This window comes from Sphingosinicella sp. LHD-64 (genome assembly GCF_031157375.1).
GTDB lineage: Bacteria > Pseudomonadota > Alphaproteobacteria > Sphingomonadales > Sphingomonadaceae > Allosphingosinicella.
This window is the reverse complement of the sequence record NZ_JAVIFV010000001.1, coordinates 1,096,929-1,108,675: the sequence shown is the minus strand read 5'-3', so window position 1 is coordinate 1,108,675 and position 11,747 is coordinate 1,096,929. Positions and strand designations below refer to the sequence as shown.

General features: G+C 67.0%; 14 protein-coding genes. 12 read left to right on the top strand and 2 right to left on the bottom strand.

Features of this window, described 5'->3' with window-relative positions; translation table 11 throughout:
- Nucleotides 1–38 precede the first annotated feature (38 nt).
- The 7 genes from RCO27_RS05375 to RCO27_RS05345 all read left to right on the top strand — a co-directional run bounded on the left by RCO27_RS05375 (nucleotide 39) and on the right by RCO27_RS05345 (nucleotide 2,636).
- A complete protein-coding gene (locus RCO27_RS05375; RefSeq protein WP_309001605.1) occupies nucleotides 39–347 on the top strand; it encodes a hypothetical protein in 309 nt (102 codons plus the stop codon).
- A 145-nt stretch (nucleotides 348–492) separates the two neighbouring features.
- Nucleotides 493–639, top strand: a complete 147-nt coding sequence (locus RCO27_RS05370) for a hypothetical protein (protein ID WP_309001604.1) — start codon at nucleotides 493–495, stop codon at nucleotides 637–639.
- Nucleotides 640–730: 91 nt separating this feature from the next.
- Entirely contained in the window at nucleotides 731–1,396 is a 666-nt protein-coding gene (locus tag RCO27_RS05365; protein ID WP_309001603.1) for a PspA/IM30 family protein, read from the top strand.
- Complete coding sequence (locus tag RCO27_RS05360; RefSeq protein ID WP_309001602.1) at nucleotides 1,393–1,734, top strand: hypothetical protein; 342 nt, start codon at nucleotides 1,393–1,395, stop codon at nucleotides 1,732–1,734. Before RCO27_RS05365 ends, RCO27_RS05360 begins: the two co-directional genes overlap by 4 nt.
- An 11-nt stretch (nucleotides 1,735–1,745) precedes the next feature.
- Nucleotides 1,746–2,084: a PspC domain-containing protein gene (locus tag RCO27_RS05355; protein WP_309001601.1), complete on the top strand. Its 339-nt coding sequence runs from the start codon at nucleotides 1,746–1,748 to the stop codon at nucleotides 2,082–2,084.
- Between the two features lie 30 nt (nucleotides 2,085–2,114).
- Nucleotides 2,115–2,363 (top strand): hypothetical protein, encoded by a 249-nt coding sequence (locus tag RCO27_RS05350; RefSeq protein ID WP_309001600.1) that lies wholly within the window; start codon nucleotides 2,115–2,117, stop codon nucleotides 2,361–2,363.
- Nucleotides 2,364–2,402: 39 nt separating this feature from the next.
- On the top strand, nucleotides 2,403–2,636 hold the full coding sequence (locus RCO27_RS05345) for a hypothetical protein (protein WP_309001599.1): 234 nt from the start codon (nucleotides 2,403–2,405) through the stop codon (nucleotides 2,634–2,636).
- A gap of 127 nt (nucleotides 2,637–2,763) precedes the next feature.
- Here RCO27_RS05345 and RCO27_RS05340 read toward each other — a convergent pair whose 3' ends face one another.
- On the bottom strand, nucleotides 2,764–3,252 hold the full coding sequence (locus RCO27_RS05340; protein ID WP_309001598.1) for a phosphoglycerate mutase family protein: 489 nt from the start codon (nucleotides 3,250–3,252) through the stop codon (nucleotides 2,764–2,766).
- A gap of 154 nt (nucleotides 3,253–3,406) precedes the next feature.
- Here RCO27_RS05340 and RCO27_RS05335 point away from each other — a divergent pair, with 154 nt between their 5' ends.
- The 3 genes from RCO27_RS05335 to RCO27_RS05325 are packed head-to-tail and all read left to right on the top strand — an operon-like array spanning nucleotide 3,407 to nucleotide 7,078.
- A complete protein-coding gene (locus tag RCO27_RS05335; protein ID WP_309001597.1) occupies nucleotides 3,407–4,747 on the top strand; it encodes a 3-methyl-2-oxobutanoate dehydrogenase (2-methylpropanoyl-transferring) subunit alpha in 1,341 nt (446 codons plus the stop codon).
- Nucleotides 4,748–4,752: 5 nt separating this feature from the next.
- The gene (locus tag RCO27_RS05330; RefSeq protein WP_309001915.1) at nucleotides 4,753–5,757 is read left to right on the top strand and encodes an alpha-ketoacid dehydrogenase subunit beta; all 1,005 of its coding nucleotides are present in this window, start codon (nucleotides 4,753–4,755) and stop codon (nucleotides 5,755–5,757) included.
- Between the two features lie 7 nt (nucleotides 5,758–5,764).
- Nucleotides 5,765–7,078: a dihydrolipoamide acetyltransferase family protein gene (locus RCO27_RS05325; protein ID WP_309001596.1), complete on the top strand. Its 1,314-nt coding sequence runs from the start codon at nucleotides 5,765–5,767 to the stop codon at nucleotides 7,076–7,078.
- 27 nt (nucleotides 7,079–7,105) lie between these two features.
- Here RCO27_RS05325 and RCO27_RS05320 read toward each other — a convergent pair whose 3' ends face one another.
- Nucleotides 7,106–7,459: a hypothetical protein gene (locus RCO27_RS05320; RefSeq protein WP_309001595.1), complete on the bottom strand. Its 354-nt coding sequence runs from the start codon at nucleotides 7,457–7,459 to the stop codon at nucleotides 7,106–7,108.
- A 154-nt stretch (nucleotides 7,460–7,613) separates the two neighbouring features.
- Here RCO27_RS05320 and RCO27_RS05315 point away from each other — a divergent pair, with 154 nt between their 5' ends.
- Together RCO27_RS05315 and RCO27_RS05310 are read left to right on the top strand one after the other, a co-directional pair.
- Nucleotides 7,614–10,124 (top strand): TonB-dependent receptor domain-containing protein, encoded by a 2,511-nt coding sequence (locus tag RCO27_RS05315; RefSeq protein WP_309001594.1) that lies wholly within the window; start codon nucleotides 7,614–7,616, stop codon nucleotides 10,122–10,124.
- Between the two features lie 2 nt (nucleotides 10,125–10,126).
- The gene (locus tag RCO27_RS05310; protein ID WP_309001593.1) at nucleotides 10,127–11,743 is read left to right on the top strand and encodes an alkaline phosphatase D family protein; all 1,617 of its coding nucleotides are present in this window, start codon (nucleotides 10,127–10,129) and stop codon (nucleotides 11,741–11,743) included.
- Nucleotides 11,744–11,747 lie beyond the last annotated feature (4 nt).

Sequence of the window (11,747 nt, the reverse complement as noted above, 5' to 3'; positions counted from 1 at the left end):
GGTATGGTTTACAAATCGTTAAGACCCGGTCGGCGGAAATGGCGGATTTCCGGCATTGGCCCGGTTTTTGCTCCGCGCTGGACATGTTGCGGCGTATCGGCCGATTGTTCGTGATCAAGACCCGCTTCGAGGCGATGGCGGTGATCTATGCGCTCGCCCTTGGCGCGGTCGAGCGGGGCCAGCACTATCTCGAAACCTGGCCGGGCATCGGCGGCTGGCTGCTCGCCGGCGCCTGCACCGGCGCAGTGTTCCTGGCGGGCGCGCGGCTCATGGAACTGACCCGCAAGGACAGCGGCGAACGGCGCCGGAGATCCGACCTCGATACACCACGCCAAGAGTTGGCGTAATTTCCCAAGTCGAGGTGATGGCGTGTCGCTGTTGCGCCTCCCGTATCGATCCGAAAATGTCGGAAATCCGCCAGAAAATCCGTTTGGCACGGCTCTTGTTATCCTTTGGGCAACACTTTCACCAAGGCTCAAAGGGAGCAAGACAATGACCAGCATCACCCACACGATCGTCGCCGCCGTCGCTGCTCTGGCGCTGTCCACCGGCTTCGTCGCCGCCGCCGTCGGCCCCGCCGCCGCCAGCTCCGGCCCCGCGATCGCCCAGATTTCCGCTTCGGCCCAGGCCAGCGCCTGAGCCACGGGCGGCCGGATCGTCGCCCACCCCCCTCAACGCCCCGGCCGCCCCTCTCACCCGCCCTCGGGCATCACTCGAAGGTCAGTCGTACATGAGCATTTTCTCCCGCACCCGCGACATCATCGCCGCCAACGTCATCGACCTGCTCGAACGGTCGGACGATCCGGCGAAGACGATCCGCGTCATGATCCTCGAAATGGAGGAGACACTGGTCGAGGTGCGCGCCTCTGCGGCGCGCAGCATCGCGGACCAGAAGGAAAAGCGCCGCCAGGTCGCCCAGCTCGGCGAGCTGCAGGCGAACTGGACCGAGCGTGCCGAGCTGGCCCTCTCGAAGGGCCGCGAGGACCTCGCCCGCGCTGCGCTGGTCGAGAAGGAGAAGCTCACCGACCTCGCCGGGGAACTGATCGCCGAGGTCGCCGAGATCGACGCGGCGCTGCGCGTTTCCGAAGCCGACATCGCCAAGCTCCAGGCGAAGCTGCGCGAGGCCCGTGCCCGTCAGAACGCGATCCAGACCCGGATGGAAAGCGCGCACAACCGGATGCGGATGCGCGAAATGTATGCCGGCGGGAAGGTCGAGGACGCCTTCGCCAATTTCGACCTGCTCGAGCGGCAGGCGGACTATGCGGAAGGGCAGGCGGAAGCGCTGCTCCTCGCCGCCCCCGCCAAGACGCTCGAGGAAGAAATTGCTGAACTCAAGGTCGCGGAGCGGGTCGAGGCCGAGCTCGCGGCGATGAAGGCCCGGAAGGAAGCGGCATGACCCTGTCGATCAACGGCAACGACATCGGGCAGGCGATCGAGATCGCCCTCACGGTCGGCACGATCGTGATGCTGGTGATCGGGGCCTTCCTGGTCTGGCTGATGGTGCGGCCGTCGAAGCGGTCCGCCCCGCCGCGCCGGCGCGGAATGGACGAGGTCGAGATGGCCGAGATGCTCCAGCTGCTGGACCGGATGGAGGATCGGCTGGCCGCGCTCGAACGGATCGTGGCGCACGAGAGCGAGACGCCGTCGCCCCGGATCGCCGAACGGCGCGAGGGGCAAGAGGACAGGTTTCTGAAGGCGGGCGAGGAAAGCCCGGAGACGAGGAGGACGAAATGAGGATGCGTGGCATGAGGTTCGAACTGGATCGCGAGAACGGCAAGTTCCTGGGCGTCTGTGCCGGCATCGCCCGGTCGACCGGGATCGACGCCACCATCGTCCGGGTCGGTGTCGTGCTGCTCGCCCTCTTCGTGAGCTTCACCTGGACGGTGGTCGGCTACGGCGCGCTGGCCGTGCTCGGCCATATACGCCGCCGCAACGAAGAAGACGGCTCATTCCGCTTCGGCCGGCGCGAGGTGGAACCTGCGCCCGAGCGAGTGCGCAGTCATGAGCTGAGGATGCGGGCGATCGAGACCTACGCGACCAGCGCAAACAGCCGCCTCGCCCGCGAGATCGAAGAGCTGCGGTAGGCAGTAAGGCAAATTCCAGGGAGAAGAGATATGGAGCCGGAACCCGCCTTTGTGATGGGAATGATGTTCGGAGCGCTGCTGCTCTGGTTTGCCCAAAGCCTGTTTCGCTCGCACCGGCTGCGCAAGGAATCCGCTGCGAAGCTCATTGCGCGGGAGCATCCCGACGAACAGCGTCGACTGCGTGAGATAGACGAGCTGCACAAACGTCTTGCCGTCCTGGAGCGGCTTGCCACCGACCCCGCGGAACGCACCGCAGCGGAAATCGAAAGACTGCGCTGACCCGCAAACGACAGCGTCTCGGATTCAAAGGAGGAAGAGATGAGCGAAGCGATGATCACCCTGACGATGGCGAGCTTCGGCCTGACCGCCCTCTGCATCACCGTCGTGGCCGGCCTCAAGGGCTGGCAGGGCTGGCTGGAGGTGAAGCGCCTCGAGCTCAGCGGCCGGGCCCGGCACGAGCCGCGCGGCGCGGCGGCCGATCTCATCGAGATGGCGGACCTCAGGGAACGCGTCCGCAAGCTCGAATCGATCGCCGCCTGCATCGATCCTTAAGGCCGATTCCCGGATTTGCTCCCCGACCCTCATCGGGGAGCAAACGGGGTGGGCGGATCACTGCAAACCCGCTGCCAGCGGCGATCCGCCCATCCCTCTCCCCTCCCCGGCGACGGGGAGGGGCTTTTTATTGGGCGATCCGGGCGCGGGCGGTGGCGCCGTCGGGCGTCACCCGCCAGATCTCGCCGAAATCCTCATGGACCAGCGCCGCCGGCCGGGTGCCGCCGAGCGCGGCGACGATGTCCGGCACCGTGTTGCTGTGGCCGACGATCAGCACCGGCCCGCGCTCCGCCTGGACGCGGGCGACCAAAGCCGGCGTGTCGGCGGGGTCGTAGACGACCGGCGTGAGACCGAGCCGCGCGGCGAGCGGCGCAGCCGTCTGCCGGGTGCGCTTGAAATCGCTGACGTAGATCACGGTGGGTTGGGCATCGGCCGGAAACCAGGCGGCGAGCGCCTCGGCAGTCTCCCGGCCTTCCGGCAGCAGGTCCGGATCGCGCTCGCCGGCCGGCGTGTTGAGATGGCGCATGACATAGATCAGCGGCTGGGTGGAGGTTTCGGCCGGCGCCGCGGCCGGGATGAGCGCAAGGAAGAGGGCGGCGAGGAACCTTGCGAGCATCAACCGATTTTCCTTCGGCACGACGTGGCGGATCGATGACGCTTGTAGCTCAATTCGCAAGGGGTGCATCGGTCGAAAAAATCGACTAGAGGCCGCGCTTCGAAGAGTCTCGGCGGGGGCGAGCGCCTTCCCGCCCACAGGAACGCAGGTGAGGATGGCCAGCAAGACCGACCGCCGCAACCGTCCGGCGAGAGGCGGGCCGCCTGGTCCGCCGGACCAGGCTTCGGTTCGCGGGGCGAACCGAACCCGCCTCTCGCTTCATGTCCCGGAGCCCGACGGGCGGCCCGGCGACGAGCCCGATTTCAGCAAGCTGGTGATCCCCGCCGCCGGCAGCGTCGCGCGGCCCGATATTTCCGCGGCCGCCGCCGACACCCACCCCTTGTGCTTCACCCTGGTGCGCGTCCTGGACGAGGACGGCCAGGCGGTCGGACCATGGGACCCGCGGCTCGACGCCGAGACGCTGAAGCGGATGCTGAAGGACATGATGACCGTCCGGGCGTTCGACGAGCGGATGTTCCGAGCCCAGCGCCAGGGCAAGACCAGCTTCTACATGAAGTCGCTGGGCGAGGAGGCGGTGGCGGTGGCCGCGGCCTATGCGCTCGACGGCGAGGACATGTGCTTCCCGACCTATCGCCAGCAGGGGCTGCTCGTCGCGCGCGGCTATCCGATGGTCGAGATGATGAACCAGATCTACTCGAACCGCGGCGACCGGCTGAAGGGGCGGCAGCTCCCGGTCATGTATTCGGACAAGAAGAAGGGCTTCTTCTCCATCTCCGGCAATCTCGCCACCCAATATCCGCAGGCGGTGGGCTGGGCGATGGGGAGCGCGGTCAAGGGCGACAGCCGGATCGCCGCCGCCTGGATCGGCGACGGTTCGACGGCCGAGGGCGACTTCCACAGCGCAGTATTGTTCGCCGGCATCTACCGCGCGCCGGTGATCCTCAACGTGGTCAACAACCAGTGGGCGATCTCGTCCTTCTCCGGCATCGCCGGCGGCGAGCTCACCACCTTCGCGGCGCGCGCGGTGGGCTATGGCATTGCGGGCCTCAGGGTCGACGGCAACGATCCGCTGGCCGTCTATGCCGCGACCCAATGGGCGGCGGACCGGGCGCGCTCCAACCTCGGGCCGACTTTGATCGAGATGTTCACCTATCGGGTCGAGGGCCATTCCACCTCTGACGATCCCAGCGCCTACCGGCCGCAGGGCGCGGGCAAGAAATGGCCTTTGGGCGATCCGATCGAGCGGCTGAAGGCGCATCTCGTATCGCTCGGCGAATGGGATGACGGGCGGCACGAGGAGCTGGCCAAGGAGGTCGATACCGAGGTCCGCGCGGCGCAGAAGGAAGCCGAGAAGCTCGGCACCCTGGTCGCCTCGACGATCGATTTCCCGCAGGACGTTTCGACCATGTTCGAGGACGTGTTCGAAGAGATGCCCTGGCATTTGAAGGAGCAGCAGGCCCAGATGATCGCCGAGCTGGAGGCGAAGAAGAAATGACCGTCATGAACATGATCCAGGCGATCAACAGCGCCCATCATGTGATGATGGAAGCCGACGACAACGTCGTCGCGCTGGGGGAGGACGTCGGCTATTTCGGCGGCGTCTTCCGCGCGACCGAGGGGCTGCAGCGCAAGTACGGGCGCAGCCGCGTGTTCGATACGCCAATCTCCGAAGGCGGCATCATGGGCGTCGCGATCGGCATGGCGACCTATGGGCTGAGGCCCGTCGCCGAGATCCAGTTCGCCGATTACATCTATCCGGGCTTCGACCAGATCGTGTCGGAAGCCGCGCGCATCCGCTATCGCACCGCGGGCGAATGGTGCGTGCCGCTCACCATCCGTTCGCCCTACGGCGGCGGCATCTTCGGCGGGCAGACGCACAGCCAGAGCCCCGAGGCCTTGTTCGCGCACATCGCCGGCATCACCACCGTCATTCCGTCCAATCCCTATGACGCCAAGGGGCTGCTGATCTCTGCGATCGAGAGCAACGATCCGGTCGTCTTCTTCGAACCCAAGCGCATCTACAACGGGCCGTTCGACGGTTTCTTCGACCGACCGGTCACCCCGTGGGCAAAACATGTGGCCTCGGAAGTGCCGGATGGGCACTATACGGTGCCGATCGGCAAGGCGCAGGTGGTGCGCGAGGGCGAGGCGCTGACCGTCGTCGCCTACGGCACGATGGTCCATGTGGTGCTCGCCGCGGTGGAGGCCGCGGGGATCGATGCCGAGGTGATCGACCTCAGGACCATCGTTCCCGTCGACATCGAGACGATCGAGGAATCGGTGAAGAAGACCGGGCGCTGCGCCATCGTCCACGAGGCGACGCGGACGGCCGGCTTCGGCGCGGAGCTGGCGGCGCTCGTCCAGGAGCGCTGCTTCTATCATCTGGAAGCGCCGGTGCAGCGCGCGACAGGCTGGGACACGCCCTATCCGCACAGCCTGGAATGGGCCTATTTCCCCGGCCCGATCCGGCTCGGCACCGCGTTCAAAAAGGCTTTGGAGGACTGAGGACGCCATGGCGCGCTACCAATTCAAGCTGCCCGACATCGGCGAAGGCATCGCCGAGGCCGAGATCGTCGCCTGGCACGTCAAGGTCGGCGACATGGTCGCGGAAGACCAGCAGATCGCCGACATGATGACCGACAAGGCGACGGTGGAGATGGAATCTCCGGTGGCCGGCAAGGTCGTGAGAGTCGCGGGCGAGGTCGGCGATCAGATCCCGATCGGATCGGTGCTGGTCGAGTTCGAGGTCGAGGGCGACGCGCCGGCAGAAGAGGCGCCAGCACCTGCCGAGGAAGCGTCGCGCGCGGACACGGTCGCGCTGTCCGACGGGCTGATCGATCCGACGCCCGCGCAGGAGGAAGAGATTCCGTCCCTGGATGAAACCCGTGCTCCTGCGAAGGCAGGAGCCCAGGAGTCCAGCGAGCAAAAGGAAGAAGCTGGGCTCCCGCCTTCGCGGGAGCACAAGTCCGGGCAGGTTCAGGCCTCGCCGGCGGTGCGCCAGCGCGCGCGCGATCTCGGCATCGATCTGGCGCAGGTGAAATATGCGGGCGACCGCATCCGCCATGCCGATCTCGATGCCTATCTGCTCTACAATAGCGGCGGCGTTTCCGGTGGGCCGCGCACGCGGCGGGCGGACGAGACGGTCAAGGTCGTCGGCCTCAGGCGCAAGATCGCGGAGAACATGCAGGAGGCCAAGCGCCGCATCCCGCATTTCACCCTGGTCGAGGAATATGACGTCACCGCGCTGGAGCAGACCCGCGCGATGATGAACCAGGATCGCGGCGGCAATCCCAAGCTCACCATGCTGCCCTTCCTGATCACCGCCTTCTCGCGGATGCTTGCGCAATATCCGCAGATCAACGCGACCTATGATGACGATGCGCAGGTCATCACCCGCCACGGCGCGGTCCATATGGGCATGGCGACGCAGACCCCGAACGGGCTGATGGTCGCGGTCATCCGCGACGCGCAGAACCGCGATCTGTGGAACCTCGCCGCCGAGGTTGCCCGGCTGGCCGAGGCGGCGCGGACCGGGAAGGCGAGCCGCGAGGAATTGTCGGGCTCGACCTTCACCATCTCCAGTCTCGGCCCGATGGGCGGTATCACCTCGACGCCGGTGATCAACCGGCCGGAGGTCGGCATCGTCGCGGTCAACAAGGTGCGCGAGACGCCGGTGGTGATCGACGACGAGCTCGAGGTCCGCAAGATGATGAACCTCTCGCTCTCCTGCGACCACCGGGTGGTGGACGGCTGGGACGCGGCCGAATTCATGCGAGACCTGAGGGGCCTGATCGAGAATCCGCTGAAGCTGCTGTCGGCGCGCTAGGCGCACCGACAGCCAGTTTCTTTCGATTTAGAGCAAGGTCACCTTGAGCCGCTGGCCGCGGTCACTCTGCACGACCTGCTCGACGCCGCGCTGGCCGATCACATTCTGATAGGGCCAGCATTCGCGGCCACGCGGTTCCCATTCCATGCAGACCCGGTCGCCACGGACGAACCAGGTACCACTGACCCGCTCGCCCAGCGATTCCTCGATGATCTGCAGGCGGCCGCCTTCATCGAGATAGACGGTATTCACGACCGCGCCGCCGATCGTCTCGACCCGCAGCGTCTGGTTGCTGAGATCGGGCGGTGTCGTATCCGCCTGGGCGATGCCGGCAAACGCCGTCATCCCGCCGAGCGCGGCGGTCAAGCCAATCCTGAGCATCTTCACTCTCCTCAAATTGCGAGGCTGGCATCAAGAACGAGCCGCGGCGGCCGAGGCGGCTCGATTCCTCGCGCGGACCGCCCGGTTCGTCCCGTCATCGGCGCGTCACGATCCTCTGGAAGGGGGCGATGGACTGCTGCTGGGGGATGCTTCCATGCCATATTTTCCGCTGTTGGGCGCCGCCAGCGCGCTCGCCTTTGCCGCCGCGCCCGCCTTTGCCCAGGACATTGCCACTGCGGAGGAGGATACCATCCTCGTCACCGCTCAGCTCCGGGAGCAGAGCCTGATCGACGTGCCGATGGCGGTGACAGCCTATGACGGCGCCTTCCTCGACGAATTCGGCCTCAACGAGTTCGACGAGCTCTCGCGCTTCATTCCGGGTTTCGAGGTGCAGAACCAGTCGCCGAACAATCCCGGCTTCGTGATCCGCGGCATCACCTCCGATTCGGGCAGCGCCTTCACCGAGCCGCGCGTGTCGGTGTTCCAGGACGGAGTCTCGATCTCCAAGTCGCGCGGCTCCTATGTCGAACTGTTCGACATGGAGCGGGTCGAAGTCGCGCGCGGGCCGCAGTCGACGCTCTACGGCCGCGGCGCGCTGATCGGCGCGGTCAATCTCATCCAGAACAAGGCGGATCCCAGCGGCTTCGCCGGCATGGTAAGGGGCAGCTACGGCAATTACGACAGCTGGATGGCCGAGGGGATGGTCAATCTCCCGCTCGGCCAGCGCGCCGCGGTCCGGGTCGCCGGCCGCTACCGTCAGCGCGACGGTTTCATCGAGAATCTGCTGGGCGGCGGGGACTTCAATTCGGCCGAGACCGGCGCGATCCGCGGTGCGCTGCGCGTCGAGCCGACCGACCGGATCTCGATCGATGTGATCGGCAATTATCAGGAAGATCATCCGGCCGGGACGTCGTTCAAGTCGCTGTCCTTCAACCCGACCGATCCGGCCACCGGCGCGGTGCTCGGCGACAGCCGGCCGTGGACCGGCGCGGCGCTGGCGCCGGGGGCAGGCTTCGAGAACGGCCGGGAATTGGGCCTCGACCGCGAGGTGTGGGGCGTGACCGGGATCATCCGGGCCGGGCTCACCGATAATTTCTCCCTGACTTCGATCACCGCCTACCGCGAGTTTGACAGCCTTGAAATCTTCGATGCCGACGGCATCTCGCTCCCCGCGCTGACCGCGACCGAGGATGCGCAGGGGGAGCAGTTCAGCCAGGAGCTGCGGCTCACCTACGAGAACGATTTCGTCACCGCCTTCATCGGCGCGTCCTATTTCCATGAAGAGGGGTCGCAGCGCACGCCCTCTCAATTCGACGAGCGGGTTCTCCTGGCGCGGCTCACCGGCCTGCTCAACGGACCGATTCCGGGACGACCGGCGAGCGACCCGGCCCCAGCCGCGGTGTTCGCCAACACCGCCTTCACCAGCCAGCTCCTGCAGGGCGTGGCGGCGGCATCGGGCGTGGCGCTGCCCGGGCCGCTGGCGCTGGGAATCGCCTCCAACCTGAAGGCCGGCCATCAGGAGACGTCGACCAATTTTTCCGAGACCGACTCGTTCGACATTTTCGGCGATGTGACCTTTCGGGTGACCGACCGGCTCGAGCTCGGCGTGGGTCTGCGCTACAGCCATGACGACAAGACCTCGGGAACCAGCGCCGCCGTCCTCAACGGTCGCTCGATCCTCGGCGGTTTCATCGGTGCCCTGAGTCTGCCGGCCGCGCAGCGCACGGCGCTGCTGACCGCGCTGGCGGCGCCGGGCGCGGCGAACATTCCGCCATCCGCCCAGTTTCCCGTGCCGCTGTTCGGTCTCGGCTCGCAGCCCACTCTCAACAATGGCGACGTGATCGAGGCGGACCTCAAGGACAGCGGCTTCACCTGGCGCGCGGTTGCCCGCTACGAGCTAACGCCGACCAGCAGCCTCTATGCCAGCTATGCCCGCGGCCGCCGGCCGGAGCTGCTCTCGGCCGCCACGCCGGCCGCGCCGTTCGGCGCCGCCCGCTTCGACGCGATCGATGCCGAGACGGTGGACAGCTTCGAGATCGGCGCGCGCAGCGAGACCCGCAATCTCTATCTCGACGGTTCGGTCTTCTACTACCGCTACGACAATTTCCAGACGACGGTGCAGCAGGGCGTGCTCTTCGTCACCACCAATGCCGGGGAGGCCGAGGCCTATGGCTTCGAAGGGCAGGCGCGGTGGCGGGCGAGCCCGAACGTCACCCTGCTCGCGACCTATGCGTACAATCACAGCCGCTTCCGGACCGGCGTGCGCGATGGCAATAGGTTCCGGCTGTCGCCCGATCACAGCCTGTCGCTGGGCGCGGTGTTCGGCGTCGACGTGGGGCCCGGGCGCCTCAGCTTCACGCCGAGCCTGACCTGGCAATCGCGCGTCTTCTTCGACGACGACAATGACCGGCCCGACCTGCAGGCGCCGCCCAACGCGCTGATTGCCGATCTCCTCCAGGACGAGACGCAGGACGGCTATGCGCTGGTCAATGCGCGGCTCGGCTACACGCTCAACGACCGGTTCGAGGTCGAGCTGTTCGCCAACAACCTGCTCGACGAGAATTATATCAAGGATGCGGGCAATACCGGCGATGCGATCGGCTTTCCGACCTTCATCGCCGGTGAGCCGCGCTTCTACGGCGTCCAGGCCACTGTGAGGTTCTGACCATGCTGACGATCGACCGCCGCTCGCTCCTCCGCCTCGGCACGTTCGGGCTCGGCGCGCTTGCCATGCCTGGCGCCGCGCAGATGATGGCCGCGCGGGGCTTCACCCACAATGTTGCGAGCGGCGAACCGCGTGCGGACGGTGTGATGCTGTGGACGCGCTATGTGCCGGCGGGCGGCGCGGGGCGGCTGGACTGGCAGGTTTCGGAAACCGAGGATTTCGCGCGCGTCGCCGCGGGCGGCAGCGTCACCGCCGAGGCCGAGCATGATTTTTGCGTGAAGCCGGTGGCGGGCGGCCTCGCGCCGGGCCGGCGCTATTTCTACCGCTTCGTCGATTCGAGCGGGCGCTTCTCGCCGGTCGGGCGCACGCGGACGCTGCCGGAGGGATCGACCGAGCGGTTCAAGCTCGGGGTCTTCTCCTGCTCGAACCTGCCGTTCGGCTGGTTCAATGCCTATGCCCACGCCGCGGCGCGCGACGATATCGACCTCATGGTCCATCTCGGCGACTATCTCTACGAATATGGCCGCAGCACCTATCCCAGTGCGGAGCAGGCATTGGCCGGGCGCGTGATCGAGCCGGCGGGCGAGATCGTTCAGCTCGCCGACTATCGCCTGCGCTATGCCGCCTATCGCGCCGACCCGGACCTGCAGCGGCTGCACCAGATGTTCCCGATGGTGATGATGTGGGACGACCATGAGCTCACCAACAACGCCTGGCAGAACGGCGCGGAGAACCATCAGCCGAACGAGGGCGACTGGGCGGTGCGCAAGGCGACCGCCGAGCGCGTCTATCGCGAGTGGATGCCCATCACCGACAATGCCTGGGAGAGCTACGAGATCGGCGATCTGGCGACGATCTTCCGGCCCGAGACGCGGGCGACCGGGCGCAGTGAACAGCTCGACCTCAGCGCCGCTTTGGCCGGGCAGCAGGATCTCGGCGCGGCGCTGGTCGCCTTCCGCGACGGCCCCTGGCAGGATCCCGCGCGCACCATTCTCGGGGCCGCGCAGGAGCGCTGGCTCGGCGAGGGCTTCGCCCGCTCGACCCGTGCCGGCAAGAAATGGCAGGTGCTGGCCCAGCAGGTGATCATGGGCTCGGTGCGGCTCGCGCCGGAAATCGGCGGCATGCTGACGCCCGAGGCGAGCGAGCAGACCCGCCGCACCGTCGGCGCCGGCATCGCCGCGTCGCGCGCCGGCCTGCCGTTCAACTTCGATATGTGGGACGGCTATCCGGCCGCCCGGGCCCGGCTGCTGCGCTCTGCACTCGACGCCAATGCCAATCTCGTCGTGCTCTCCGGCGACAGCCACAATGCCTGGGCGTTCGATCTCGATCTCGACGGCACACCTGCGGGTGTCGAATTCGCCGGCCAGAGCGTCACCTCGCCGGGCTATGAAAGCTACATGACCTGGGTGCCGCCGGCCGATCTCGTCCGCGTCACCATCGGTGCCAACCCGCAGCTCAAATGGGCCGATTTCAGCCGGCGCGGCTATCTGACCGTGGAGCTGACGCCGGAGCGCGCGACCGGCGAGTTCCTGTTCCTGGACACGATCCGCGACCGCTCGACGACGATCGCCGGGCGGCACGCGATGAGCGTGACGCGGGGAACGAACCGGCTGGCCTAGCTCG